General features: G+C 70.7%; 20 protein-coding genes. 11 read left to right on the top strand and 9 right to left on the bottom strand.

Annotated elements, in window-relative coordinates:
• Nucleotides 1-52: 52 nt before the first annotated feature.
• Together WC969_00565 and WC969_00560 are read right to left on the bottom strand one after the other, a co-directional pair.
• Nucleotides 53-1519: a pyridoxal-phosphate dependent enzyme gene (locus WC969_00565; GenBank protein ID MFA6028320.1), complete on the bottom strand. Its 1467-nt coding sequence runs from the start codon at nt 1517-1519 to the stop codon at nt 53-55.
• 14 nt (nt 1520-1533) lie between these two features.
• Entirely contained in the window at nt 1534-2778 is a 1245-nt protein-coding gene (locus WC969_00560) for a threonine synthase (protein MFA6028319.1), read from the bottom strand.
• A gap of 264 nt (nt 2779-3042) precedes the next feature.
• Here WC969_00560 and WC969_00555 point away from each other — a divergent pair, with 264 nt between their 5' ends.
• The 8 genes from WC969_00555 (at nt 3043) to WC969_00520 (ending at nt 12985) form a co-directional block, all read left to right on the top strand.
• On the top strand, nt 3043-5142 hold the full coding sequence (locus WC969_00555) for a hypothetical protein (protein MFA6028318.1): 2100 nt from the start codon (nt 3043-3045) through the stop codon (nt 5140-5142).
• Between the two features lie 4 nt (nt 5143-5146).
• On the top strand, nt 5147-5935 hold the full coding sequence (locus WC969_00550; protein MFA6028317.1) for a GH25 family lysozyme: 789 nt from the start codon (nt 5147-5149) through the stop codon (nt 5933-5935).
• Nucleotides 5936-6008: 73 nt separating this feature from the next.
• Nucleotides 6009-6533, top strand: coding sequence for an SHOCT domain-containing protein (locus tag WC969_00545; GenBank protein MFA6028316.1), 525 nt, complete (start codon nt 6009-6011; stop codon nt 6531-6533).
• A 22-nt stretch (nt 6534-6555) separates the two neighbouring features.
• Nucleotides 6556-7377: a tRNA threonylcarbamoyladenosine dehydratase gene (locus tag WC969_00540; protein MFA6028315.1), complete on the top strand. Its 822-nt coding sequence runs from the start codon at nt 6556-6558 to the stop codon at nt 7375-7377.
• Between the two features lie 131 nt (nt 7378-7508).
• A complete protein-coding gene (locus tag WC969_00535) occupies nt 7509-9350 on the top strand; it encodes a DUF885 domain-containing protein (GenBank protein MFA6028314.1) in 1842 nt (613 codons plus the stop codon).
• Between the two features lie 20 nt (nt 9351-9370).
• Nucleotides 9371-10264: an SUMF1/EgtB/PvdO family nonheme iron enzyme gene (locus WC969_00530; GenBank protein ID MFA6028313.1), complete on the top strand. Its 894-nt coding sequence runs from the start codon at nt 9371-9373 to the stop codon at nt 10262-10264.
• Entirely contained in the window at nt 10261-10962 is a 702-nt protein-coding gene (locus WC969_00525) for a hypothetical protein (GenBank protein MFA6028312.1), read from the top strand. The genes WC969_00530 and WC969_00525 overlap by 4 nt, the downstream gene beginning before the upstream one ends.
• Before the next feature lie 100 nt (nt 10963-11062).
• The gene (locus WC969_00520) at nt 11063-12985 is read left to right on the top strand and encodes a hypothetical protein (GenBank protein MFA6028311.1); all 1923 of its coding nucleotides are present in this window, start codon (nt 11063-11065) and stop codon (nt 12983-12985) included.
• A gap of 60 nt (nt 12986-13045) precedes the next feature.
• Here WC969_00520 and WC969_00515 read toward each other — a convergent pair whose 3' ends face one another.
• The 7 genes from WC969_00515 to WC969_00485 all read right to left on the bottom strand — a co-directional run bounded on the left by WC969_00515 (nt 13046) and on the right by WC969_00485 (nt 23123).
• Nucleotides 13046-15589 carry a GNAT family N-acetyltransferase gene (locus WC969_00515; GenBank protein MFA6028310.1) on the bottom strand — a complete coding sequence of 848 codons (2544 nt, stop codon included), beginning with the start codon at nt 15587-15589 and terminating at the stop codon, nt 13046-13048.
• Nucleotides 15589-16002 (bottom strand): hypothetical protein, encoded by a 414-nt coding sequence (locus tag WC969_00510; GenBank protein ID MFA6028309.1) that lies wholly within the window; start codon nt 16000-16002, stop codon nt 15589-15591. The genes WC969_00515 and WC969_00510 overlap by 1 nt, the downstream gene beginning before the upstream one ends.
• Nucleotides 15999-17030 carry a hypothetical protein gene (locus tag WC969_00505; GenBank protein ID MFA6028308.1) on the bottom strand — a complete coding sequence of 344 codons (1032 nt, stop codon included), beginning with the start codon at nt 17028-17030 and terminating at the stop codon, nt 15999-16001. The genes WC969_00510 and WC969_00505 overlap by 4 nt, the downstream gene beginning before the upstream one ends.
• Nucleotides 17031-17184: 154 nt before the next feature.
• The gene (locus WC969_00500; GenBank protein ID MFA6028307.1) at nt 17185-19260 is read right to left on the bottom strand and encodes a hypothetical protein; all 2076 of its coding nucleotides are present in this window, start codon (nt 19258-19260) and stop codon (nt 17185-17187) included.
• Nucleotides 19257-20510 (bottom strand): hypothetical protein, encoded by a 1254-nt coding sequence (locus tag WC969_00495; protein MFA6028306.1) that lies wholly within the window; start codon nt 20508-20510, stop codon nt 19257-19259. The genes WC969_00500 and WC969_00495 overlap by 4 nt, the downstream gene beginning before the upstream one ends.
• 124 nt (nt 20511-20634) lie before the next feature.
• On the bottom strand, nt 20635-21144 hold the full coding sequence (locus WC969_00490) for a hypothetical protein (GenBank protein MFA6028305.1): 510 nt from the start codon (nt 21142-21144) through the stop codon (nt 20635-20637).
• Nucleotides 21141-23123 (bottom strand): hypothetical protein, encoded by a 1983-nt coding sequence (locus WC969_00485; GenBank protein MFA6028304.1) that lies wholly within the window; start codon nt 23121-23123, stop codon nt 21141-21143. The genes WC969_00490 and WC969_00485 overlap by 4 nt, the downstream gene beginning before the upstream one ends.
• Before the next feature lie 147 nt (nt 23124-23270).
• On the opposite strand from WC969_00485, the gene WC969_00480 reads away from it, so the two are divergent.
• The 3 genes from WC969_00480 to WC969_00470 are packed head-to-tail and all read left to right on the top strand — an operon-like array spanning nt 23271 to nt 25690.
• Nucleotides 23271-23687: a M48 family metalloprotease gene (locus tag WC969_00480; GenBank protein MFA6028303.1), complete on the top strand. Its 417-nt coding sequence runs from the start codon at nt 23271-23273 to the stop codon at nt 23685-23687.
• 9 nt (nt 23688-23696) lie between these two features.
• Nucleotides 23697-24572, top strand: a complete 876-nt coding sequence (locus WC969_00475; protein ID MFA6028302.1) for an endonuclease/exonuclease/phosphatase family protein — start codon at nt 23697-23699, stop codon at nt 24570-24572.
• The gene (locus WC969_00470) at nt 24569-25690 is read left to right on the top strand and encodes a crosslink repair DNA glycosylase YcaQ family protein (GenBank protein MFA6028301.1); all 1122 of its coding nucleotides are present in this window, start codon (nt 24569-24571) and stop codon (nt 25688-25690) included. The genes WC969_00475 and WC969_00470 overlap by 4 nt, the downstream gene beginning before the upstream one ends.
• The last annotated feature ends 8 nt before the right edge of the window (nt 25691-25698 follow it).

The raw sequence follows: 25698 nt of genomic DNA, 5'->3' as shown, positions 1-25698 counted from the left end.
TGGGGCTCCCCCTACCCCAGCCCCTTCCCGCGGGAAGGGGAGGGGAGGAAGGTCAGTGCTTCGCCGTTTCCTTTAGAAGGCCCGTCCGGGCGTTGAACTCGTCGATGAGGCGGTCGTACTCGGCGACCTGGGAGAAGGTCTCGTCCCAGAACTCGGGGGCCCAGAGCGCGTTGAGCTCCTCGCTCGTCTTGCCCTGCTGCTCCACCCAGGTGAAGTACTTGAGGTTGTGGAGGGCCTTGCGGTCCCAGTAGCCGAGCTCGCGCAGGTTGTCCCGGCCGGCGCCGCGCATGCGGCGCTCGAGGTCCACGAGGGCCTGGGTCTCGTTGTAGGCGCCGAGCTCATCGGTGAGCTCCTTCAAGCGGGAGCCGTACATCTCGGCGGAGTCCGTGAAGATGGTGAAGATCACGTCGTCTTTGCCGAGCTCGTAGTGCTTCGCCATCTTGATGGCGGCCAGCGTGTTGCAGATGCTGGAGATGCCGAGCAGGGGGAGCTGGTCGATGAAGGCGTCCTTGAGGCCTTCCTTCTTGAGCATCTTGCGGCCGGCGGGCTCGTTGAAGGCGCGCAGCAGGCGCATCGTGTCCTCGTCGTCGACGGCGACCACCATGTCCGTGTTGCGCACGTTGTGCACCCAGGGGATGTGCTTGTCGCCGATGCCCTCGATGCGGTGTCCGCCGAAGCCGTTGAGGAGGAGGGTGGGGCACTGCAGGGCCTCGACGGCGGCGATCTTCACGCCGGGGAAGTCCTTCTTGAGCCGGTCGCCCGCGCCGATGGTGCCGGCCGAGCCGGTCGCGGAGACGTAGCCGGCGAGGCGCTTCTTGCCCTTCAAGCCCGCGAAGACCTCCTCGATGGCCGTCGCGGTGACGTGGTAGTGCCAGGTCGGGTTGCCGAACTCCTCGAACTGGTTGAAGATGACGCAGTCCTTGCGGTTCTTGCGGATGCGCCAGCACTCGTCGTAGATCTCCTTGACGTTGCTCTCGCAGCCCGGGGTCGCGATGACCTCGGCGCCGATGGACTTGAGCCAGTCGAAGCGCTCCTGGCTCATCTCCTTGGGGAGGATGGCGACCGGGGTGCAGGCGAGCACCGCGCAGTCGAAGGCGCCGCCGCGGCAGTAGTTGCCGGTGGAGGGCCAGACGGCCTTCTGCGTCGAGGGGTCGAACTCGCCGGTCACCAGGCGCGGGGCGAGGCAGCCGAAGGCCGCGCCGACCTTGTGCGCGCCGGTGGGGAAGTACTTGCCGACGATGCCGATGATGCGGGCGTCGACGCCGGAGAGCTCGCGCGGGATCTCGACGAAGTTCACGCCGCCGTACTGGCCGGTCTTCGGGTCGTTCTTCCAGGTGATGCGGAAGAGGTTGACGGGGTCGATGTCCCAGAGGCCGACGCCCTTGAGGCGCTTCTTGACGGACTCGGGGGCCTTCGTCGGGTCGGCCATCTGCGCGAAAGTGGGGATGACGATGCCGCGCTCGCGGCAGCGGGCGGCGGTCTTCTTGACGACGGCTTCGTTCACTTTGAGTTTCGCCATGGCGTTCTCCCTTGTTATCCGATGCGCAGTTTGACGACCAGCTTCTTGAGTTCCGAAAGCTCCGGCGCGAGCTTGTGCGGCTCGCCGACGGCCTTCATCGCGCTCGCGACGTCCTTGAGGCCGTTGCCCGTGACGACGACGGCGACGCGGTCCTTCGCGCGCGCCTTCCCGGCCTCGGCGGCCTTGCGCAGGCCGGCGACGGCGGCGGCCCCGGCGGGCTCGGCGAAGACGCTCTCCGAGCGGGCGAGCTCCCGCATCGCGGCGAGGATCTCGGCGTCGCTCACGGAGACCGCGTAGCCGCCCGACTCCCTGAGCGCCTGCACGGCGGCGTCGCCGTCGCGCGGCAGGGAGACCGAGATGCTGTCGGCGATCGTCTCGCCACTCACGGGCCGCACGACCCCGTCGCCCTCGAAGGCGCGCTTGATGGCGTCGCTCTTCTCGGCCTGCACCGCGACCATGCGCGGCAGGCGCTCGACGAGTCCGAGGGCGTGGAAGTCCTTGAAGCCCTTCCAGAGCCCGCTCAAGATGTTGCCGTCGCCCACCGAGACGAAGACCTGGTCGGGGACCTTCCAATCGAGCCCCTCGAGGAGCTCGTAGGCGCAGGTCTTCTTCCCTTCGCGCGTGTACGGGTTGTAGCCGGTGTTCCGGTTGTACCAGCCGTACTCGGCGCTGGCCTTGAGGCAGAGGTCGAAGGCGTCGTCGTAGGTCCCGCGCACCGCGAAGACCTCGGCGCCGAAGACGAGGAGCTGGGCGACCTTCGCCGCGGGGGCCTTCTCGGGGAGGAAGATGACGGTCTTAAGGCCGAGCGAGGCGCAGAGGCAGGCGAGCGAGGAGGCGGCGTTGCCGGTCGAGGCGCCGGTGATGATCTTCTCGCCGCGCTCGAGCGCCTTGGCGACCGCGACCGCGCCGGCGCGGTCCTTGAAGGAGGCGCTCGGGTTGCGGCCGTCGTCCTTGAGCCAGAGACTCTTGAGGCCGAGGGCCCGGCCGAGGCGCTCCGCCTTGTAGAGGGGGGTTCCGCCGATGCGCACGGTCGGACGGCCCTTCCAGCGCCGCACCGGCAGGAGGGCCTCGTAGCGCCAGACCCCCGGCTCGAGGTCCTTCTTCAGGGAGGCGCGGGTGACGCGGCGGCGGAGGGCCTTGTAGTCGTAGATGACGTCGAGGTTCCCGCCGCAGGAGGGGCAGACGTAGGGAGCGTCCCCCTCGGAGTGCTCCTTGGCGCAGCGGAAGCAGCGCAATCCGAGGACAAGTCCCGTGCTCATGGGCATATCATACCACTTGAGGTTACCTTTCCTTAGTGCCCCTCCCCGCGGGAGGGGGCAGGGGGAGGGGATATCCATCACGGCAGCTCTCCCCCACCCTGCACCCTCCCCCGAAGGGAAGGGAGTTAAGGAACTATTCTGACCGTGGACCCAATGGGCTAGGCCCAATGTCGGCTCCTCCTTGCCCCAACAGGCCCAGAGCGGAACCGCGCGCGCACTATACAATAGTCCATGACGCGCGACGCCGCACGGAGGCCGAGACCCATGCCCAACCGAGCCCTGACCGTCGTCCTCGCCCTGACGTTCACTTCCGGCGCATCCTCCGCGTCCGCCCAGGTCGTCCACCAGGGGAAGGTTTCCGGCACGTTCTCGCCCGTCGTCGTCCCGCAAGTCCCCGGCCTCGGCACCTTCTCGGGCGTCGGCCTCGCGCAGACCGGCCTCCCCGCGAACATCGGCCTCACCCACACCGTTCTGCCGTCCCTCTCGGTCATCACTCCCGTCGTCGCGGCCAAGGCCGCGCTCCGCACCAACGCTCTGCCGGCGGTCGCCCCGACCGCCGCGCTGTTTGCCGTACCCGCCGCCCAGTCACCTGCGGCGGGCCTTAGCGCCGCAGGTGCGGTGCGAGAGGAGAACTACCAGCGCACCGCTGGCCGCATCGCCGAAGTCTCCAAGATGATGCAGCAGGACCTCGCGGCCGCGGGGGACGAGAAGTCCGGCGGCGAGGCCTCGAAGACCGCCGCCGCCCGGCTCCTCGAGCCCTCCGCGCCGGCGGCGGTGCAGACCGAGGCCTACGCCCCCGTCCTCTCGCCGCCCTGGGAGCTCACGAAGCACCAGAAGCGGACCCTCGAGGGCTCCTATGCGGAGATGCGCTCCGCCTGGGTCCGCGAGTTCGCGCCTCTCGGCGTGGACTTCGCCAAGGAGCAGCCGAAGATGAAGGTGCTCTCCTCGGAGTACCGCCTGGACCTGGCGAAGGGCACCGGGGAGCCGCAGTCGGCCGACTTCGTCTACGACGTCGAATGGTCGGCTTCGGGCGGGCGCGGCGGGCGCATCCGCGTCCTGCTCAACGCGGTCGAGAAGGACCTGCGCGTCTTCCCCGGCGGCACGCGGCAGGGCGAGCCGCTCCTTCCGCGCATCGCCTTCCCGGCCGGCAGCACGCTGGCCCAGCGGGCCCTCCTCATCGAGTCCCTTTCCCGCCGCAAGGCCGGCTGGACCCGCGGGCTCGAGCGCTCCGGGCTCAAGCTGAAGGACGGCCAGCCCGAGGTGACGCTGCTGTCGATGGAGACCCGCGTCTCGAAGAGGAACCCCGCCGACTACACCGTCACCTACCAGCTCGAGTGGAAGCTCAGCGAGACGAAGCTCGGACGCATGAAGGTCACCGTCAACTCCCTCAAGCTCGAGCCCTACGTCTCGACCCTCCCGCTGCCGACCCCGCCCAAGGAGCGCCAGCTCCTCGTCCGCTTCAAGACCCGCACGCTCGAGAGCGCCGGCGGCCTGAGCCGGGAGATCTCCATCGGCGAGAAGGAGATCAAGGCCCTTGCCGAGACGCTCGGCCTGCGCGTGCTCTGGCACAGCTACAAGGGCGAGTACGCGCTCGCGGCTCCGGCCGGCACCGACATGGCCGCCGCCGAGGAGAAGCTCCTCGCCAGCGACCTCGTCGTCGACGCCCGTCCCGCGGTCTTCGAGGTCCCCGCCGAGAACCAGGTGAAGCTCGTCTTCAAGAAGAACACCCGCTACGGCTGGGGCGACGTCCCGCTCCCGCACGAGGTCGACGACACGGTCGTCGCGGCCATCCTGCGCTCGCTCGGCGTGCGCGTGCTCTCGGTGGACTTCGGGGTCTGGACGGTCGGCGCCCCGAAGCTCGACGCGGTCCGCGCCGCCCGCTACCTCATGACGACCCGCATGGCGCTCTACGCCTTCCCGGCCGTCTCCGCGGCGCCGGAGTCCCGCCAGGTCGTCGTGAAGCTGCGCCGGACCCTCGGAAAGACCGAGGTCGGCGAGGACGAGGTCGCCGACTTCCTGCTCAAGAACGGGGCCCGCATCGTGAAGGCCATGGGCGACGGCTACAAGCTCGAGGTCTCCGGCGACAACGCCGCGGCCGCGGCGAAGCTCGCGAAGGACCCGCTCGTGGAGCGCGCGGCCGCCGTCGGCGCGCTCACCGACGACTCCATCCGCGCGACCGCCAACGGGGTCGCTTCCTACAAGGGTCGGCCGTGGTCCTCGACCGAGTACAACGCCGCCTGGGGCTACGCCTACGAGGGCCTCGAGGGCAGCGGCGCGACGAAGGCCCAGCTCGACCTCTTCGAGAAGCTGACCGCCGAGGCGCCGATGCGCGGCGGCGGCTTCAACCCCTGGTCCGGAGACTGACCGGATGGGCCGACTCCTGCTTCTTTCGACCGCGCTGGCCTTGGCGACGGCGAGCTTCGCCCGCGCCGAGGGCGGCATCGACGAGAACGCAGGTTCGAGGCTTCCGGAGATCCAGACGGCGCTGGGTCGTTTTCGAGCGAGTCGCCGTCCGGCCGACTCCGCGTTTCCCTCCTCCCTCGCCCGGAAATACCCGATCCGCGGCATCGATGTCTCCCATCATCAAGGCGCGATCGCATGGGATAAAGTCCGAAGAGAAGGGGTCCGGTTCGCCTATATCAAGGCCACGGAAGGCGGCGATCATAAGGACCCGCGGTTCCTTCGGAATTGGCAGGAGGCCGGGCAGGCGGGCGTGGCCCGGGGAGCGTACCACTACTTCAGCTTCTGCTCTCCCGGCGAGGCGCAGGCCGACAACTACATCTCCGTCGTCCCGAAGGAAGAGGGCGCGCTGCCTCCCGTCATCGACGTCGAGCCCGTCGGCAACTGCACCGCTCGGCCGGATAAGGAGCGTCTTCTGGAGGAGTTGGCCGTCTTCGTCCGCAGGATCGAGGAGGCGTACGGCCGGCGTCCCGTCTTCTACACCTTGCCGGCCTTCCATCGCCGCTATCTGTCGGGAGAGGACCGCCTGCTCTGGCTGCGCAGCGGCGTCGAACCCCGCCTTCCGGAAGGCGCTCCGACCTGGACTTTCTGGCAGCGCAGCGGGACGGGCTCGGTCGCGGGGATCGAAGGGCCCGTCGACATGGACGTGTTCAACGGCGACGAGCAGGCTTTCACATCCTTCATCGGCCGGCCATAGGCGAGACTCCGCTCCAAGAGGGCTCCGGCCTTCGTCTTTGAAACCGCGTCCGTTCAATTAGTAGACTCCCGACATGAAGAACCGCGGCCTGCTCGCGCTCGTCTCCCTGGGATTCGCCGCCGCCCTCAGCGGCTGCGCGACGGTCGGTCGGCTCAACAAGCTCCACCTCGGCATGTCCAAGGGGGAAGTGTTCACCGTCCTGGGCGTCCCCCAGAGCTCCTCCGCGCAGGACGGCGTCGAGACCCTCCATTACGCGCTCCCCGAGAACTTCGAGCAGGCGCTCTATCGCGCGACCACGCCCTGCTTCGTGCGGCTCACCGGCGGGAAGGTGGACGCCTACGGCCGCACGGACGCCCGCGAGGAGGGCGCGGCCGACGAGAGCCAGGCGCTCAAGCTCCTCTCCGACATGAAAGCCGAGCGCAAGGCGTCCGCGGCGGTCCCCGTCGCGGCTCCCCTCGCCGCTCCCGCCGCCTCCGCGCCCGAGGACATCGAGGCCAAACTCACGAAGCTCAAGAAGCTCGCCGACGCCGGCCTCATCACCCCGGCCGAGTTCGAGGAGCAGAAGAAGTACCTGCTCAGCGAATTCATCTCGAAGTAGCGAGCGGACGTCCCGCATCGAGATGAGCCCCGACCCCCGCGAAGACCCCGAGCGCCGCTTCGACCGCCTCCAGCGCCTCGTCGGCGGGGAGGCGCTCGCGCGCCTGCGCCGCAGCCACGTGCTCGTCGTCGGCGCGGGCGGGGTGGGCTCCTGGGCCGCGGAGTCGCTGGCGCGCTCCGGGATCGGCCGGCTCACGGTCGTGGACTTCGACACCGTCTGCATCCGCAACTTCAACCGCCAGCTCCAGGCCTTGAGCGGGAACATCGGCAAGCCGAAGGCCCCGCTCCTGGCCGAGCGCCTGCGCCTGGTCAACCCCGAGGCCGACATCCGCGGCGTCGAGGCCTTCTTCGCCCCGGCGACCTGCGACGAGCTCCTCGCCGGGCCCCCGGACTTCGTGGTCGACGCGATCGACCACGTCACGGCCAAGTGCTTCCTCATCAAGACCTGCCGCGAGCGGAACATCCCGCTCGTGGTCTCGACGGGCTCGGGCGGGCGGCGCGACCCCACGCGGCTCAAGGTCGCCGACCTCGCGCGCACCGACGTCGACCCGCTCGCGCGCGCGGTGCGCGACATCCTGCGCGAGAAGTACGGCTTCCCCAAGCGCGCCCTCTTCGGGGTCCCCGCCGTCTTCTCGCCCGAGCCGCCCGCGCGGCCCCTGCCGGGGTCCGACGCGACCGACTGCAAGGCCGGCTGCCTCTGCCCGCAGGGGGAGAATCCGCTCCAGTCCTGCACCAAGAAGAGCCTCGTCATGGGCACCGCCTCCTTCGTCACCGGCGCCTTCGGCCTCGCCTGCGCCTCCGTCGTCGTGCGCTCCCTCATCGGCGAAGACCTCTTCGCCGCCTGAGCGCGCGGCTCGCGCAACCGGATGTTCAAGTCGTCTCGAGTCCTGAGAACTCCCCCGGCTAGAACTTAAGACCGCCCGTCCGTGCCCGGAGGAATCAAGAAGAGCGCGGAGCCCGCGGCTATCATCAGGCTATGCGACCCTGCCTGCTCGTCCTGACGCTCTGCGGCGTCTCCCTGCCGGGAGCCGCCTACTCCCAGAACATCGCGGTCCCGGTCGTCCCGGGCGCCGCCCTCGGCGGCCTCCCCGTCGGAGCGGCGGGCGTGCCCTCCGCCGCCTCCGATTTCTCCGCCTTCCGCCAGGACTTCCTCCAGCGCCTCGTCCTCTTCCGGCCGGACCTTGGGTCCACGCTCGGAGTGCCCGCCGCCGCCGCGCGGCTGGCGGACCCCTCCGAGGCCGCCGTCCTCGAGCACGTCGCGTATCTGGAAGCGGCGCAGAGCGCTCTCGCCGCGCAGCCGGCGGGGGCGGTCTCTTCCGCGGAGGCGATCGACCGCGCGAGCATCCGGACGATCGTCGAAAGCCAGCTCCACGAGCTGCGCGACCGGAAGTCCTACGAGACGGACGTCTCCGCCGGGCAGCTGCCCTACGACAGCGTCGTCGCGCAGATCTCGCAGATCGAGCCCGGTCCGCGGGCGGCCGCGGACTGGGAGGCGGTCGTCTCCCGCGTCGAGGGGATCCCCCTGTACCTTCGGCGCGTCGCCGGGAACCTCGGGAAGGGCCTGCGAGGAGGCCGGCACGCCTACCGCGGGACCGTCGAGAAGGAAGGACTCGAGGCCGGCGCCGAGGCCGCGGACTTCTTCATGACGGGACTCGCGGAGAAGGCGCGCGAACAGCTCGACGCGGCGTCCTTCGCGGCGCTCGCTCCTCGGCTGGAGGCGGCCGCTCGCGCGGCGGCAGCCGCCTACGAGGGGCAGGTCCGGTTCCTGCGCGCCGAGGTCCTGCCCGCCGCGCAGGAGAAGTACGGCGTCGGCGCGGAGGAGTACGCCTGGAAGCTCAAGCACGAGCTGGCCCTCCAGGACTCCCCGCGGGACCTCATGGACAAGGGCCTGCGGCTCGCCGGGGAGATCCGCGGCCGGATGGAGAAGCTCGCGGGCCGGATCTATCCCGGGAAGACCCTCCCGGAGGCCATGGCCGAGCTCAAGAAGGACCACCCCGCCGACGACGCGGAGCTCCTGCGGACCTACGCCGCGGTCTCCGACCGGGCCCGCGACTTCGTCATCTCCCGCGGCCTCTTCCGCCTGCCCGCCGACTACCGCATCCAGTTGATCGAGACTCCGGCCGGCATGCGGGGCTCGCTGGCGAGCGCCGCCTACTTCCCGGCGCCGCCCCTGGACTCCGGACGAAAAGGCGTCTTCCTCGTCACTCCTTCGGGCGGCGACCAGAAGCGGCTCTCCCTGCACAACAACTCGCGCATCCCCTCGACCGTCGTGCATGAGGCCTTCCCCGGCCATGACCTGCAGTTCTGGTCGTTCCAGCACTCCCCGGAGATCTCGACGGTGCGCTATCTCCTGGAGGCCGCGGGCTACGCGTTCTCCCTCAACGTCGAAGGCTACGCCTTCTACGCCGAGGAGCTCATGCGCGCCAAGGGCTTCTTCACCCCCAAGGAGGAGCTGGCGCAGCTGGGCGGCCAGATCTGGCGCGCATGGCGCATCGTGCTGGACATCTCCCTGCATCTGGGGCTCATGAGCCTCGACGAGGTCGCCCGCGTCCTGACGGAGGAGGCGTTCCTCCCCGCGCCGACGGCGGCGATCGAGGCGTACCGCTATGTGAAGATGCCGACCCAGGCCATCACCTACATGCTCGGCCGGCTGCAGATCGAGGCGCTCAAGGCGGAGTACCGGCAGGTGATGGGGCCCGCGTATGACGAGACGGAGTTCCACCGCCTCTTCCTGTCCTTCGGACCCGTCCTTCCGGCGCAGATCCGGCCGGCCCTCCTCGAGGAGGCCCGCCGAGCCGCCTCCCGCGGCGAATCGTGAACCAGCAAGGAGACTCCTCGATGAAGAAGAACCTGTTCGTGACGGCCCTCGTCCTGGCGGCCGTCGTCCGGCCGCACCTCGTCCGCTCCGAGGTCGGATTCGGCTCGGAGCAGAGCATGGATCCCCTCGCGGCATTGAGCGCGGCCAAGGACGGCGCCGTCCCCGCGGCGTCCGCGGTGAAATGCGAAGTGCGCAAGGACCCCCGGATCGTGCCGGGCGTCCCGGTCGAGTGGGTCGCCATCCCCGGCGGGAAGTTCCTGATGGGCAACGACGCCATGAACCTCGACGCGCATCCGCGTCATGAGGTCGCGGTGAAGGCCTTCGCGATGTCGAAGACCGCGGTCACCGTGGAGCAGTACGCGGAGTGCGTCCTCGACGGACGCTGCACGGAGCCGGGGACCTGGGGGGACTGCAACTGGGGGAAGGCGGACCGCGCGCGCCACCCCATCAACTGCGTCGACTGGCTGCAGGCCGCCGAGTACGCGAAGTACATGGACGCCCGCCTGCCGAGCGAGTCCGAGTGGGAGTACGCGGCGAAGAGCGGGGGGAAGGACCGGCTCTACCCGTGGGGGAACGAGCCCGCGACCTGCGCCCGAGCCGTCCTGAACGGCGGCAAGGGCGAGGGCTGCGGCACCGGCGCCACGATGCCGGTCTGCTCGAAGCCCGAGGGGAACACGGAGCAGGGGCTCTGCGACATGGCGGGCAACGTCCGGCAGTGGGTGCAGGACAACCACCGCAACTCCTACGCCGACGCGCCCGCGGACGGGAGCGCTTACGACGACAACGGCTTTTACCGCGTGACGCGCGGCGGGTCCTTCTCCAGCATCTCCGGCGAGACGCTGAAGGCCGACGTGCGCAGCTACGTCGGCGACGGCTTCCGCGCCAGCGGCTTCGGCTTCCGGCTGGCGAGATGAGGACGGCGGCGGGCGTCTTCTCGCTCCTGCTGGGTCTGGCCTCCGCCGTATCGGCCGCGGGCCCGATCACGGCCAAACCCACGGGACGCTGCTGCGTCCGGAAAGCCGCGTTCTTCACCGCGAAGACCCCGGCCCTCTACCGACGCGGCGACTGGGGGGCCTCCCTGGGCGTGCGCTTCTCGGCCAGGGCGGAGTTCTCGGCGGACGACGGCTGTTCGTGCGGCTGCTGCGAGTTCCGGCAGTTCATCCGGGGGCGCTTCACCGTCAACGGCCGGGAGGTTCGCCATGAGCTGTCGCCCGGACGGTTCCTCGACGGCGAATGGCGCGAGGACGGCGGCGTGGAGCGGGCCGGCGCGCGGGGCCGTCCGTACGAGGAAGTCTTCTTCGGGGCGAAGGACGGCGCGGTCCTGAGCGCCGGACGCTACGGCCACCGCGGCGACGAGGGCTACGACCCTTCGATGGACCGGTATACCGCGGCCGCGCCGCCCTACGACCTCGACCGCCTCAACGGCTGCTTCTACATGATGAACGACATCCCGGTCCTGCAGGGGCGCATGGGCGACCGACTCGAGTACAAGACCGACTTCGAGCAGCGCATCGTCGACGTCTGCAACGGCGAGGCGGTGAAGTCCTCCGCCCTCTGGAGCGCCGACCTGTCCTGGACCGCCAACGAGGCGGACATCTACTCCCAGGAGTAGAACGCGGCCATCGGCCCCGGGTCGCGCGCGGGTCCTTCGGCTCAGGTCGTCGCAGAGGCACTCTGATAGCATGCCCCCGTCGCTCCTACGGAGGCATCGAATGAACGCTCTCAGGGCCGTCCCGTCTCTGCTGCTGACGCTCGGCATGCTCCTTTCCCCGCGCTTCGCCGCGGCCCAGACGGTCGCGCACGCGCCCCTCGCGCCGGCCGCCGTCGTCCCCGTCGCGCTGCCGGTGACGGCGGCGATCGGGCGCATGGAGCTGTCGGTCCCGACCGGGCTCCAGACGCTGCGGCTCGAGACGCCGCTCGCCCTGCCCTCCCAGCCCGCCCCGAAGACGGACGCGAAGGCGGCGACCCTCGACCCCTTCTCCGTGGGCGAGGTCATCTCCCAGGTCGAATACACGCCGGAAGGCCTGCCGATGCAGCAGTTGGCCGTGCCCCTCTCCCGACAGATCGAGGTCCGTTTCGTCTCGGGCGCCTACCTCTCCGAAGTCGCCGCGCTGCTCGAGCGCCTGGGGCTGAGCGTCGTGAGCAAGCTCAACCCGGAGCGCTTCATCGTCGCCGTCGCCCAGGACGCGGACGCGCGGGCGCTCGCCGACGCGCTCGAGAAGGAGCCGCTCGTGCTCTACGCCACGGCGAAGAGCTTCACGCTCCCCATCGAGCGGCAGGTCAGCGTCACCTTCAAGACGGTCTCCGTCCGGAGCATCCCGATGGGCGGCGGGAAGGTGAACGTGGAGCAGGCCGTCACCGACGACGAGGTCGCGGGGATCCTGCGCTCGCGCGGGCTCCGCGTGCTCGAGGTCCGCGCGGACGGCTACCGCGTGGGGGCCGAGGGCCTCGACGCCGAGGCGGCGGCGCGGGAGCTCGCGGCGGACCCGCTCGTGCTCGAAGCGCACCCCGCGAAGAACCAGCCCTCCAGCGACCGCTGGATCTCCGTGACCTTCGTGCGGAGCTACGTCGTGATGACCGACGGCGGCTGGGGCATCGAGGTCGGCATGGACGAGGACACCGTGGCGGACTTCCTGAAGAAGCACGGCCTCCAGCTCGTCCTCATCGGCGGGGGACGCTGGAACTACCTCCTCGCTCCTTCCGGAGACCGCCCCGTCGACGAGGTCGTCGCGGAGCTGGCGCAGAACGGGCTCGTCGCTGCCGCCGTCCGCAGCGAGGACCCCGCCCCGCCGGCCGCGGCGTCGCTGAAGGCGCCGGGCGCCTCCTTCGACCGTCCGGTCCTCCCGGCCGCGAAGGCCGTCGAGGAGCTCGGCGCGCGCATCGCCGAGCGGCTGCGCGCCGTCTCGGACGCCTCCCTGCGCGTGCCGGAGGCCGTCCTCGCGCCGGTCCTCGCCGTGCCCGGCGTCGTCCAGGTCGACGCCGCGTCGCGCAAGACCGCCGTCGAATGGGACGACGGGGTCTACCACGGGCGCCAGAACGTCGTCTACGTCTACTTCTCCGACCAGAGCTCACGGGACAAGGCCCGCAACGCGGGGCTCATCCCTTCGTCCATCGCGGGCCGGCCCGTCGTCGCACGGCCGCTCTCGAAGCCCGCGCTCGCCGCCCTCGCGCGGCGTCCCTGGCTCAAGCAGGTCGGCATCGAGGCGGTCCCCTCGCGGAAGGGAACGGGAAGCGGCGAAGGGTTCCTCCGGAGCATCGCCGAGCGCATCCGCAGGGTGCTCGACGCGACCGTGAAGGGGACGCTCGGCCGGCTCATCGACGGACAGAGGCGGGGAGTCTCGGCCGCGGTGGAGCCGGACGCCCGCTCCGCCGCGAAGATGGACCCGGACCTCCAGGCGCGCCTGGCGACGCTCTCGGCGAAGCAGGCCGTCTCGGTCATCCTCACGCTCGCCGAACCGGCCGGAAAGAGCGCCCAGGTCGTGCGCAAGCGGCTCAGGGCGATGGGGGTCGCGTTCTCCGAGCTCGAGGGCCTCGGCATGATCGTCGCCCCGCTGACCCGGGCGCAGGCGGAGGCGCTGGCGGCGACGGCGCAGGTCGCGGGCCTCTCGCTCGACGGCGAGGTCTCGGCGCTGTAGCGCACGCGGTCGTCCAGGTGTCCGAGAAGGCCCCGCCGCAGCGAGCGGCGGGGTCCTTCTTTATGGGTGTTCCAGGCGCGAGCGGGCGTCCCGGACGAGACTCTCGGGGAAGCCCTTGCGCTCGAGCGTGAGGATGCCGTTGCGGTCCTTCGCCGGTCCCGGCAGCACGCGGTAGCGGGAGACGCCTTCGTCGGCCGCTCCCGCGACGTGGAAGTTGCGCAGGGACGCCGCCTCCTCCGCCACCTCCGCGATGGAGAGGTTGTGCGTGGCGACGAGGAAGAGGTTCGGCGTGTCCGCGAGGTAGCGCACCACGGCGCGCTCGGCGGCCGTGCGCTCCTCCGGGTTCGTGCCCTGGAGGATCTCGTCCATCACCGCGAGCACGCGCGTCGAAGTCCGCGCCCCGTTCACGATCTTGAGGAGGCGGTCGGTCTCCGCGTCGTAGAGGCTCTTGCCCGAGCGGAGGTCGTCGCCCACGTCCACGCTCGTCAGGAGCTCGACCGGGGTCAGGGCCATGGCCCGCGCCGGCACCGGCGCGCCGATCTGCGCGAGCAGGGTCAGAAGCGCGACCATGCGCAGGTAGGTGGACTTCCCGCCCATGTTCGTGCCCGTGAGCACGTTGAAGCCGCGGCCCGCCCGCAGGTCCGCGTCGTTGGGGGTCGAGTCCTTGCCGCGCAGGGCCAGGACGATGGGATGATGGCCGTCCTCGATGCGCAGGCGGGCCTCCGGTCCGGATTCGACGACGGGCAGCGTCCACGGCGCGCCGGAGGCCAGCAGCTCGGCGAAGGTCAGGTAGACGTCGAGCTCTCCGAGCGCGCCGAAGAGCTGGGCCACGCTCTCCTGGGCCTGTCGGAGCCGCCAGATCGGATGCCAGAGCGTCTTCGTCCCCCACAGGAACAGCGCGTCCAGGAGCAGCGCGAGGGGCGTGGGCAGCAGGCGCAGGAAGGACCCCGCGACCTTCTTCAATGCGAGCGGATGCCTTTTCTCCGACACGGCGGAGAAGACTCCTCCGAGCTCTCGCAGGGCCGGGGAGGAGCTCTTCGCGAGCGGCTCGGCCAGGTCCCGGGCGAAGCGGAACACCTCCTTGTAGCGGACGAGCTTCGCACGGAGCGCGCCCATCTCCGTCAGCATCGACCCGATGATCATGAAGTAGACCATCGTCCCCTGGAGAAGCTGCCTCCAGCCCCCGATGATGAGGCTGCCGGGCAGCCAGAATCCCATGACCACCCCCAGCAGGATGAAAGGGATGAACAGGCCCGTCGGGGATTTGAAGTGCTCGGCCAGGGAATGGTCCGCCTTCCCCTTCAGTCGGTCGAGGCCCGTCTGCAGGCGCGTCCTGAGCGCAGCGTCCGAGGCGATGACGACCGCCGCTTCCTGCCTGCGCTGGATCTCTCCGGCGTCCAGGAACGGCCGTTTGAGGAGCCCGCTCAGGCGTTGCGAGCCGTAGAAAGTCCGGGTCTTGTCCAGCTGGGAGCGCAGACCGCCGTCGGTGAGGACCTGGAGGTCCTTGAGGGTCGCTTTGTCGAGCTCGAAGCTCTCCGGCTCCGGCGTGAAAGCCCGCTCCCCGCGCTCGAGCCGCTCGACGGCTCCGTCGACGGGCGCGGCGGGGACCTTCGCGGCCGCCGTCTTCAGCGGCTTCACCATCCGGTGCAGCGCGAAGCTCCGGCCGCCGATGCGCATGAGCGGGGTGGTGCTCTCGATCGTGAAGCCGAGGCGCGCGTAGAGCTTGAGCGCTCCGGCGTTGTCGGCCTCGACGTCGAGGCAGAGCGACGCTGCGCCCTGAGCGAGCGCCGTGCGCTCGGCGTCGGCGAGGAGGGCCTCGCCGATGCCGCGGCCCCGCGCCGCGGGGTCCACCGCGACGTTCGAGACATAGAAGGAGTCCGCGGGGATGCGGCCGATGCTGCCTTGCAGGCGCAGGAGCGCGGGCAGGCGCCCGAGGAGGGGGACGCCCAGCGAGCGCAGCAGCAGGGTCCCGGTGCGCAGTTCCTCCGCTTTCTTTTCGCTGCCCATGTAGCCCAGCAGCATCCCGACGGTCTTCCCTTCCGCTTGAGCGAGTCGGACGTGCTCGTGGCTGAAGATGTTCTCGCGCAGGGCCGAGAGGGCCGTCAGCGTAGGCCCGACCCGCGGCCCGAAGCTCGCCGGCAGGAAGTGCGGCGCCGACTCCAGAAGGAGGCGGCTGATGTCCGGCGCGTCCGACGACCCGGCCGGGACCGTCGTCGGCGCCGCGGACGGCACGGAGACCGCTTTCCCCTCAGCGGGAGTATCGGCGACCGCCGCCGTCTTTACGGCTGAGGAGGGGAGCCCTTCGACAGGGTTCAGAGCGAGCCCCGCGGCCGCCGCGTCCGCGGTGGGAGAGACCGTCGGGAGGGGGACCAGCCGCGGCAGCTCGCTTCCGGCGAGGTCCTGCTTCGATAGAGAGGAACCCATGAGCGGGGCGGTGAGCTGCACGGCCTGCACCGGCAGGACCGCCGTCACGCCCGTCCCGGCGCGCGCGGCCGCGGCCGCGCTCACGGCCTGGGCGAAGGCCGGGCCCGCCGAGGCGTGCAGCAACGCCGCGCACAGCAGAAGGGCGACGCCCTTGAGGGCGGGGGGGGAGGAGCGAGGCATCAGGGCGCACTCTCCAGTTCGAGGATCCGCTTCTTCCAGGCGGCCTGTTCGTTGACGATGAGATAGAGCCACGGCCTTCCAGGGGAGGAGCAGCAGCCGCGCAGTTCCGTCTCCAGGCGCTCGAGCGCGAGGAAGACGGGGCTCCCGGGCGCGTAGGGGCCGAGGAACTCGCGGCACTGCTCCGCGTCGCCTTCCCCGAGCTCGTAGTGGAGGACGGAGCGGGAGCCGTCGTCCGCGTTGACCTTGAGGAGGAAGACGTGCCGGGGTTCGGCCTCGAACTGGACCCAATGCGCCGCGCCGCGGCGCGCGCACTCGGTCGGAACGCCTCCCGAGGGCTGAGCGCCCGCTTCCCCGACGGTCATGAGGGAGAGGGATGCGGTCGCGAGGAGGAAAAGGAACGCTCGGATATTCATGTTTTCTCCGGATACAGCGCCGAGATGAAGCGTTCGGTCAGGAGGCGGGCCTCTTCCGTTCCCAGCCCGCGGACGAAGGATTCCAGCTCCCGCAGAACGGCCGTCTTGGAGCGCGCGGAGAGCTTGCTCAGAGGGATGGCGTCGAAGGATTTGTAGCTGCCGAGGATGCGATCGGCGCTCGTCGAGATGTGGCCTTCGAACTCGAGCACGACCGGCTTCGAGCCCTGCCGTTCGGCCCAGAGCACGGCGTGCGGAAGAGAACGCGCGAAGGTCCCTCCCAGGTAGGTGCCGGCGAAGAGCGACCCGTCTCCCGCGTTGATCAGGGCCTGCACGAGGTTCTGCCAGCTCGTCCCATGGTACTGGAGGTTCGGGTCGCGCGCGTCGGGGGGCGGGACCTCGCCGACGACCTTCGGCGCCCGCGGCTCGAACGCCGCGAGGAGCTTCGACATGAGCGGCTGAGCGGCGGGCGCGCTCGGCTCCGTCGGAGCGCTCGCAGGGAAGGGGAGGACGTAGCGGTCGGCGATGCTCTCCGGGTCGTCGACGGCGTCGAAGAAGCCCGCGAGCGTCGCGTGCGCGGCGAGGAGCTGGTCGTCCTCGAGCTGCTTCCTCAGGGTCATCGCCGTGTGGTAGGGGACCGAAAGCATCCTCGGCGGCCGTTCGGCGTCCAGGGGGATGACGGCCGCCTGGTTCCCCGCCCGGGGGATGAGGGCGACGAAGTCCCCTTTCCGGACGACCTCGATCGGCCCGGACCGGAGCATCTGCGCCGCCGCCGCCCGGACCCGACCCAGGAAGAGCGCCGGCTGCCAGGAGGCGGTCACGGAGGGCGCTTCCAGGAGCGCGGGGTTTCCGAGCGCGAGGAGGCGCAGCTCCGCTCCGGGCTGGAGCGTCGCGACGCAGATCGGGAGCGGCGGGACCGCTGCGGCCGCCGCGACGGGCGCGTTCACGACCGCGGCGGAGGCCTCGGCCGCACAGAGGATCGCGGCGAGAGCGAGCGCCCAGGCGGGCCCGCATGATCGGGAGAGCGTCATATCCATAGGATAACCGGGGAGCAGGACGTCGGCCTGGAGCCCTCAGTCCGCCGGGGGGAGGTTTCCGGCCTACTTCGGCTTGTTCTCAGAACGGGGGCCGACGCAACCGGGCATTCTCGCGAAGGTCGGAGGCCCTCGTGATGCGAGTTCTCGGTCATGGCGCGGGGTTCCGGAGCGGCGGTCCGGTGGCCGGGGCCTGCGCGGAGAACTCCGGAGAGCTCGGCGAGGCGTGACGCAGGGAGAGCAGGAAGCTCAGGACGCGCGCGGCGGCGAACGCGAGGGTCGCGCCTGTGAGGCCGGCCAGGGCCAGGGGATGGGCGAGCACTCCCGCGGCGGCCGCGAGCTGAAGTCCGAAGAGCCCGAAGAGTCCTGCGATGGCCGTGGGGATGAGGAGCGCGGCCGGAAGCGCGAATGCGAAGATCATGGCTTGCCGGAAATCCCAGGGAGAGCCGCTGGGATGGTCCAGCGCGGGGAGCCCGACCGACGCCGCGTCTCGGCGAAGGAGCTCGACGGCCGGCTTGACGACGCTCATCAGGAGCGGATGCACGACCGAGCCCGGCAGGTTCCCCGAGATCCTTTCGGCGGCGTCCATCTTCCCGAGAAAATGCAAAAGGCAGAGGCCTTGGATCAGGAACGGGATCACATCGGGCGAGGCGAGGGCCAGCAGGACCGCGTTCCCTCCCAGGCCGCCCCAGAACAGCATCCGGGCGAACATGGTCCCCGCTTCCCAGTAGCGGTATGCCCGGCGGAAGCTGCGGCTCGACGCGCGCGCGGCGGCCAGGGCCTCCCGCTCGGAGAAGCGCGCGGCGGAGCTCTCCGGCAGCAGGCCGGTCAGATAGGCCCGCACGGCTTTGACGATGACGCGCGCGACGGCGTCGTCGGAGAGGCCGTTGACCGCGCCGGAGTGGAGGAGGATGAAGGAGAGTTCCGCCAGGTTCTGCCCGAGCGCCAGGGAGTACGCGTCGTGATGGACCGTCCCATCGCCGTGATCGTCGTGTTCGTGCGTCTGGTAAAAGTGCTTGAGCGGCTCGATGTGCTCCCAATCCGCCAGGCCCGAGAGCCGGATGTTCGGGTACGCGAAGGCCTCTTTCCAGCCGTTGATGAAGCTCGGCCCGTAGCGCATCTCGCCCAGGAAAGGAGGATTCCAACGCCAGAAATCCCATTCCCAATGGGTGCCGTGATGCGAGAGCGGCATGAGCGAGGCGTGCGCGCGGCCGTTGCGCAGCAGCACGAGCATGTGCTCCACGGCCGCGAGCGCGGCGCTCTCGATCTTTTCGACCTTTTGTTCCGCGCTCAGGCCTTTCGGGAGTTTGTCGTTGAGATAGCCGCGATACCCGTCCACCAGGCGCTTGGGCATGAGGTAGGGGAGGTAGCGCTCCTCGGCCGGGTCCCCCGCGTCCGAGGAGGACTTCTCCTTCTTGCCGGGATATTTGAGCGCGAACTGCCAGTTCGCGCGGCTCAGCGGGATGGGAGCGTCGATGCCGAAGGAAAGGACCTCCTGCATCTTCCCGCTCTCGTTGAGCAGGGACGCGAGGTCCTTATGGCGCTTGAAGGAGAGTACCGAGCCGTCCTCCAGCTCGACGTCGGCGGTGCGGCCGCGCCAGGACGCGGCGCCTCCGGGCAGGATCTGCGCGATCTTCCCTTCGACGAGGCGGGCGCTCTCCTCGCGGAATTTCCGTTCGACACGCGTTTCGGACACGGAAAGCGCCTCGAGGAAAGCCTTCCTATCCCGGGCTTCGAGGACGGCCGCGCTCAGGCGCAGGTCCCTCAAGGCCGCGCGGCGCAGGGCCAGGGACTTGAGGCGTTCCGAGGGGCTCGCGTCCCGCTCCCGCGCGGGAGACTCCTCCTGGAGGGAAGCGGAGAGCGCCTTGAGAGAGGAGCGGACCTCCTGGAGCCGCCGCTGCGGCGGAAGGGACGAGATCTGCGCCGGTTCCACGCCTCCGCGGTCCAGGCAGCGCTCGAGCGCCAGGAGCGCGGGCTGCGGGAGGGAGGTCCCCTCGAGGTCCGGGAGGACCGTGAACAGGGACTGGACGGGCCGGAGCTGCCAGGCATGCGCCGAGGCGGAGACGGCCGCCGGCGGCAGCGCCGCCGCGCCGAGCCCGGCGCCGGCGGCCGAGCCCGCGTTCACGGTCCGGGCGGCCGCCTCCCAGGCGGGCAGACCGGGCGCGCCGAGCCAGAGCGCCGCCGCGAGCGAGAGGGCTGCGAAGCGGCGCAGCGCTTTCATGTTCACTGGATCCCGCTCTTCAGGTTCTTGAGCGTGACGTGAAGGTAGGGGTAGCGGCGCTGGTCGAGGGGATCTCCGCCCCGCAGGATCCAGCCGATGCTCATGAACACGCGCTTGTTGGCCGGGTCGGCCTGCGCGAGCAGGTAGGGCGAATCGGTCCAGACGATGCGCCAGCCCGTCTCCAGCTCGAACTCGCCCGCCATGGCTAGGAGCCCGGCCTCCCAGCGGGGCTGCTGGAGCTCCTTGTAGCGGAGGGCCCGGAGCGTCACGCGCTGGGCGTCCAAGGCCTCCTTGATGTGGTCGGCGGCGAGCGAACTGCCCGAAAGGGCCGCGAAGAGAAGACCGAAGAAGAGCATGGCGGCCATGTCGACTCCGCCTATCAGCGTGTAGATCGGATTGAAGAGAAGGAACGCCGTCCAGAGGGCGACGCTGACCGCGTAGGAGAGCGCCGTCAGCGTCCAGTGCTCCGAGCTCGTCAGGGGGTAGCGGACGGCGTTCTCGCCTCTCCAGGATTTGAAGGCATGATGGAGGGAGCGCAGGACCGAGACCTTCGGCACCGACGAACGGAAGCCGTTATGGACCGGGACGCCGTACCAGTCCGTGATCGCGGCGTGTCGCGCGGCGCCCTCGGAAGCGGGATCGGAACGCCGCGCCAAGAGCCCCGCGTTCCGCGCTTCCTTCGTCCTGACGGGGACGGCGTCGGGCTCGGCGGCCTCGGGCGCTCCCATGTTGTCGTAGACGAGCGCGTCGGCGCGGGTCCGGCTCAGCTCGCGCAGGCGCTGGATCGTGGAGGCCTTCTCCCCGCGGGGAGCCGGTGCGTCGGCCTGCGCAGCGTCCGCGCTTTCTTTCAGGACGGGAGCCGCCGAGGAGGGCGTCTTGACGGGCGCCGCGAGGACTCCGGCGGACGCCGCGGGGATGACGGCTTTCCCGGCGGGGACCGAGGCCGCGATCGGAAGCTCGGCGGCGTCCGCGTTCTGGAGGACGCTCGCCGCCCCGATCTTCCGGGTGACGGAAGGGATCCTGGAAGCGGGCAGCCCCAGCGTCGTCAGGTCCACGGAGCCCTGCGCGGTCGCGAGGAGGTTCTGAGACGGCGAGACCGCGATGACGGGCGTCGGGACGGCTCCCGCGGCCGTCTGAACGACGGAGGAGGTCACGGTCTGGGCGAGAGCGGGGGCCGCCGAGGAGTGCAGAAGCGCCGTACTCAGGAGGAGGGCGACGCTCTGGAGGAGGCTTTTCCTCACCGCCGGGATGCTCATGCCCTCAGGATAGCCGGAGAAGTCCCCGCGGGCATGGAGCCCCCAGTCCAGGAAGGGGGGATTTTCGGTCTACTTCCGGCTGTATCGAAAAGGGGTGGAAACAGAACCCCGGATGTACGCCCGCTCAGCCGGGGCGGAAGTCGGCGCGCAGGGCCTCGAAGACCGGCGCCGTCTCCTCGGCGACGGCCCTGGGGGCGGTGTGCAGGAGCGCGAAGAAGCCGTCCTTCGCCGGGAGCAGGAAGGCGCGCTCCTGGATCTCTTCCGCCTCCCCGCTTCCGTGCAGGGGCAGCTCGCGGCGCACGAGGGTGAACTCCCGGGGCGGGCCCCCGTCCGGAGCGCTCGAGCTCGACGCGGCGAGGCCCCGGCGCGCGGCGTAGAAGGCCTCCGGCGAGGGGAACTCCGAGTCCGAGCCGTACCAGCGGACGACGATGGAGGCGTTGTAGGGGCGCGGCCCCTCGGTCGGGCCGAAGAAGGACGAGCCGCCGCGGCCGTCCTCCAGGACCTTCCAGTCGGGGGGGGCGACGCAGGCGAAGCGGCCCGAGGGCTCCCGGTAGGAGGGGGCCGCGGCCTCCTTCTTCGCGCAGGCGCAGAGGAGCGTCAACAGGAGCGGAGCCCACAGGGAGCGCGGCTTCACGGCGCGCCTCTCAGCCGCTCGATCTCTTCGCACAAGGCGGAGTCCTTGACCGCGCGGGCCCAGGACAGAGCCAGGGACAGCGCCTTGTCCCGCGCGGAGCGGTCTTTCTCTCCCTTCGCGCGCTCGAGCTGCTCGCGCGCGGCGAGCCGGTAGACCTTCGCCTTCTGCTCGGCGAAGGCGGCGGGGACCGGCGCGCGGGTCTCCAGATACTGCGACTCGAGCGCCGAGAGGGTCTTGAGCCGGGGGTCGAAGGGGGGCTTCGGCGCGGACTTCGCGAGCCAGGCCAGCGTCCGGTCGGCCAGCGCTTTCGACTCCTCCTCGGCCTTGCGCCCTTCTTCGGCCGAGAGGCGCGGGGCGAGCGCGCGCGCGACGCGCAGGGCGGCCAGGGCCTGGTCCCACTGCGCCTTCTTCTCGAGCGCGAGCGCGAAGGAGCGCAGACCGGCGAGCGCCTCGGTCCGGACGCGGGGGTACTCCTTCGCGGCGAAGTCCTTCATGCGGGCTTCATGCTCGGCGAGGGCGTTCTCGAGCGACTTCGTCCCCAGGGCCAGGCCCTGCAGCTTCAGCGTCTGGCGCTCGCTCTCCTTCGGTTCCGCGGCCAGGCGGCGGCGCGCGGCGTCCTCCCGGATCTTCTGGAGCTCCAGAGCGGTCTTCAGCGTCGCCGCGTTGGCCGGCCAGCTGCGCAGATAGCGCCGGGTGATGTCGTCGCGGTACTCGTCGAAGCCGGCCAGGAGGGCGAGGTAGTCCGCGAAGCGCGGGTTCGCTTGCGCCCCCGCGGGGTCTTTGAGGAATTCGGCGTGGAGGAAGAGCGCGTGATGGAGGAACGCCTCGTGCTCCTGCTCGATGGCGTTGACCAGCGGCGCGTTGCCGCGGTACTGCTCGTGCGTCAGGGACGCGCGATGGGACTGCCAGGCGTGCGTGAGCTCGTGGTCGAGCTCCGCGGCATGGAGGCGCACGAACTCCGCGACCTCCTCGGGATGGGCCCGGAGGTACTGCGGCATGGACATGCCCGCGGGAAGGGGCTTGCGGGCGCTGAAGGCCCCGAGGTTGACGACGACGGCATCCGCCGCGGGGTTGTAGCAGGCGGCCATGCGGGGGTCGCCGGCGTCCAGGAGGAGGATCGGAGGCAGGACGGGCTTCCCCTTCGCTTTCGGGAAATGCGAGAGGAGTTCCCGGCTCACCGGGTTGGCCGAGAGCCGCTTCGCGATGCTCGCCTGCAGCAGGCCGGAGAGGGAGGACTCGTCCTTCGTGAGGAGCGCCGGCGGGGTCCGGGAGCGGTCCCAGCCGCGCAGGACGATGGGTGCGGCGAAGGACGGCCGCTTCGGGTCGGGCGGAAGGGCGGCCGCCTTCAGGTCCGAGAGCGGGCGCGCGGCGTCCCAGAAGCGGACGGCGTCCGCGTAGGACTGCTCGACCCCGCGCGCGAGGGCTCCGGCGTTCAGGGAATCGTCCTTGAGCATGCGCTCGAGCTTCTCCGAGACCATGCCCTGCTCGACCTTCGAGAGCGTGGAGAGCTGTCGGCGCACGTCGCGGGGGACGGCCGCGCCCGGCTTCTGGGGGGAGAGGAGGCGGAGCATGTTCTCGAGCACGAGGGGACGGGCTTCGAGGACCGCGTAGCGCAGGAGGTACTCGACCTCCAGGTTCGAGAGCGGCGCGAGGGTGTAGGGGTTGAGGACGCGGTCGCCCGCGTCGTCGAGGCGCAGGCCCATGCTGAGCACGCTCGTCGCGAGGCCCTCTCCGACGGGGGTCGCCTTCGCGCTGAACGGCCTGGCGAAGTCGGCGGCCTTCTCCGCGCTCACGGCCTTGCCGTCCGCGTCGAGGAGGCCGCCGTCGGCGCAGCGGTAGCCGAGGAAGTCGAGCTGGGCGGCCGTCTCTCCCTCGAAGGGGCTCGCCTTGCAGTCGTAGGGCGCGCCGGCGAGCGTCGGCACGCTCAGCGAAGACGCCAGCGCGGCGCCCAGCAGGAAGACGAGGAGCTTCTGGTCCATGGACATCCGACGACAGGATAGCCGCGGCGCGGCGCGCCGGCATGGAGCCATGAGGCAGCGGGCGGGAGATTTACGGCCTATGCCGCCCTGTTATCAAACGGGGGGCAAGCGATAACCAGGCCGGCTAGAGCGCAAAACCGAAAGGAGGTGTCCCGAGGTTTCAGGCGCGAAGCGGGCTCCGCGGGTATCCTCGCCGGAACGACGGGGCTGGTCTATCAGGCGATCCTTCTGGCGTCCCTCCACGCCGCATCGCTCGGAGCCCTCGGGCTCTCCGCGGCCTGGTTCGCCGGAGCCCTCTCCCTGTGGACGCTGGCCGGATTCTTCGGCCTCCGGGTCGTCCGCGGCCGAGAGCTCGAGGCGGACCACTTCGCGGCCTGGCTCACGGACCCGGCCTGGCTCGTCGAGTTCTTCGCGGAGCGCATCCGCTCCAGGGAGGCGCCCCGGTCCATGTCGGAGCGCATCCGATCCTTCGCGGAGGCGCTCCTCTCCGATCATCCCGGCGACGGAGAGCGGATCCGACGGCTCGGGAAGTCGTACGGGCTCCCGCGGCTCGCAATGGGTTAAGATATGCGCATGAAGAGACCCGCGTCCGCCGCGTATCCCTGTCTCGCGCTCCTCGTCTTGTCGTGCGCCCTCGCCTCGGCCGCCCCTCGCCCGTCGGTGGAACGGCAGGTCGGCTTCAAGGCCGTGACCTTCAACCTGCGCACCTCCGACGCCGACCATTCCGACGCCCCTCGCGGCAACGGTTGGGACGCCCGTAAGGAGGCGCTCCTCAAACAGCTCCAGGGGACCGGCGCGAAGCTCGTCGGCCTGCAGGAGCTCAGCGCGCGCCAGGCCGCCGACGTCCGCGCGCGCTTCAAGTCCTCCCATGTCCTGCTGACGAGCCCGCGCGAGCTCGGCCTCCTCTTCGACCGCTCGTTCTTCGTCCTCTCCGGCAGCGGCACGATGAAGCTGACGGGCTCCGACCAGTGGGGGGACCGCTACTTCATGTGGGCCCGGCTGAAGCTCAAGGAGGGCTGCGGCTGCGTGCTCGCGGTGAACACGCACTTCTCGACGGAGGCGTCCTCCCGCCTCACCAACGGGCGGACCGTCGCCGAGTGGCTGGGCGCGCAGAAGGCGGACTGCGCCTTCATGGTGCTCGGCGACTTGAACGAGCCCGAGGGCCCCGTCACGGCCGGGATACGCGCCGTCGCCGCTCCAGGGGAGTCCTGGAACGCGGCCGCGCCCGGGCTCGGGACGTTCAACGACTTCGCCGCCCCGCCGGGGGCGACGCTCGACCCCGCGCTCAAGCTCGACCACATCCTCGCGCGCTCCCCGGGGCTGCGGGTGCTCTCCGGCAAGGTCTACGGCGCCCATCCCGACCGCAACGCCTACAGCGACCACTACGCGCTGGAGGCCCTGCTCGCGCTGACCGCCGCCGACTGCCGCAAGGCGGCCCCGAAGAAGTGAAGCTCTCGGAGGCCCGGCGCATCGTCCTCGAAGCGCAGGGGCTCGGTGCGCAGGCCGGTCTCCCCCGGCGCCGCGGCGGCGCGCTCGGCGTCCTCGAGCGCCTGGGCTACGTCCAGATCGACACCATCTCCGTCGTCGAGCGCGCGCATCATCATGTGCTGTGGAGCCGGACGCCGGGCTACGCCCCGGCGGACCTCGACGCCCTCGTCGCCGAGCGCTCCGTCTTCGAGTACTGGAGCCACGCGGCCGCCTACCTGCCGATGCGCGACTACCGCTTCTCCCTGCCGAGGAAGGAGGCCTTCCGCAGCGGCCGCCGGCACTGGCATCGACGCAGCTCCCGCGCGCGGGGCTGGGTCCTCGACCGCATCCGGGCGGAAGGGGCCCTGCGCAGCGCGGACTTCGAGCAGGCGAAGAAGCCCGGGCCATGGTTCGAATGGAAGCCCGCCAAGGTCGCGCTCGAACAGCTCTTCCTGGAGGGCGTGCTCATGGTGGCCGGCCGCCGGGGCTTCCAGAAGCTCTACGACCTGACCGAGCGCGTGCTCCCGCCCGGCGTCGACGCTCGCGAGCCCGACGCGCGGGAGTACGCGCAGCACCTCGTCGAGGCCGGCCTGCGCGCCCAGGGCCTCGCCTCGGAGGCCGAGCTCTGCTATCAGCGCCGCGGCGTGCGCCGGGCCGTGCGCGCCGTCCTGCGCGAGCTCGAGGAGGCCGGGAAGGTCCGACGGGTGCGGGTGGAGGGCGGGGACGAGGACGACTTCGTCCTCGCCGGGACGCTCGAGAAGCCCGCGGCACGGACCGAAAAGCGCCCGGCCGCGGTCCGCATCCTCTCGCCCTTCGACAACCTCGTCATCCAGCGCGCGCGGCTCAAGCGGCTCTTCGGCTTCGACTACCAGATCGAGTGCTACCTGCCCGCTTCGAAGCGGCGCTACGGCTACTTCTGCCTCCCCGTGCTCTGGGGGGACCGCTTCGCCGGCCGACTGGACGCCAAGGCCGACCGGGAGGCCCGGACGCTGCTCGTCCGGGGGCTCCACCTGGAGCTGAGCGCCGAAGACGAGAAGTCCTTCCGCCCCGCGTTCGACGAGGAGCTCGGACGCTTTGCCCGCTTCAACGGCTGCGCATAACCAGCGGT

Source organism: Elusimicrobiota bacterium (assembly GCA_041660925.1).
GTDB lineage: Bacteria > Elusimicrobiota > Elusimicrobia > UBA1565 > UBA1565 > JBAZUV01.
Note: the sequence above shows the minus strand (reverse complement) of the source record. Positions and strands in the feature narration are given on the sequence as shown.

What these genes read in the sequence shown, in the direction of transcription:
- WC969_00495 (MFA6028306.1), bottom strand. Translation starts at nt 20,510, where the DNA reads ATGAGCATCCCGGCGGTGAGGAAAAGCCTCCTCCAGAGCGTCGCCCTC.
- WC969_00505 (MFA6028308.1), bottom strand. Translation starts at nt 17,030, where the DNA reads ATGACGCTCTCCCGATCATGCGGGCCCGCCTGGGCGCTCGCTCTCGCC.
- WC969_00535 (MFA6028314.1), top strand. Translation starts at nt 7,509, where the DNA reads ATGCGACCCTGCCTGCTCGTCCTGACGCTCTGCGGCGTCTCCCTGCCG.
- WC969_00560 (MFA6028319.1), bottom strand. Translation starts at nt 2,778, where the DNA reads ATGAGCACGGGACTTGTCCTCGGATTGCGCTGCTTCCGCTGCGCCAAG.
- WC969_00530 (MFA6028313.1), top strand. Translation starts at nt 9,371, where the DNA reads ATGAAGAAGAACCTGTTCGTGACGGCCCTCGTCCTGGCGGCCGTCGTC.
- WC969_00555 (MFA6028318.1), top strand. Translation starts at nt 3,043, where the DNA reads ATGCCCAACCGAGCCCTGACCGTCGTCCTCGCCCTGACGTTCACTTCC.
- WC969_00510 (MFA6028309.1), bottom strand. Translation starts at nt 16,002, where the DNA reads ATGAATATCCGAGCGTTCCTTTTCCTCCTCGCGACCGCATCCCTCTCC.
- WC969_00545 (MFA6028316.1), top strand. Translation starts at nt 6,009, where the DNA reads ATGAAGAACCGCGGCCTGCTCGCGCTCGTCTCCCTGGGATTCGCCGCC.
- WC969_00565 (MFA6028320.1), bottom strand. Translation starts at nt 1,519, where the DNA reads ATGGCGAAACTCAAAGTGAACGAAGCCGTCGTCAAGAAGACCGCCGCC.
- WC969_00475 (MFA6028302.1), top strand. Translation starts at nt 23,697, where the DNA reads ATGAAGAGACCCGCGTCCGCCGCGTATCCCTGTCTCGCGCTCCTCGTC.
- WC969_00520 (MFA6028311.1), top strand. Translation starts at nt 11,063, where the DNA reads ATGAACGCTCTCAGGGCCGTCCCGTCTCTGCTGCTGACGCTCGGCATG.
- WC969_00525 (MFA6028312.1), top strand. Translation starts at nt 10,261, where the DNA reads ATGAGGACGGCGGCGGGCGTCTTCTCGCTCCTGCTGGGTCTGGCCTCC.
- WC969_00485 (MFA6028304.1), bottom strand. Translation starts at nt 23,123, where the DNA reads ATGGACCAGAAGCTCCTCGTCTTCCTGCTGGGCGCCGCGCTGGCGTCT.
- WC969_00515 (MFA6028310.1), bottom strand. Translation starts at nt 15,589, where the DNA reads ATGCCTCGCTCCTCCCCCCCCGCCCTCAAGGGCGTCGCCCTTCTGCTG.
- WC969_00540 (MFA6028315.1), top strand. Translation starts at nt 6,556, where the DNA reads ATGAGCCCCGACCCCCGCGAAGACCCCGAGCGCCGCTTCGACCGCCTC.
- WC969_00550 (MFA6028317.1), top strand. Translation starts at nt 5,147, where the DNA reads ATGGGCCGACTCCTGCTTCTTTCGACCGCGCTGGCCTTGGCGACGGCG.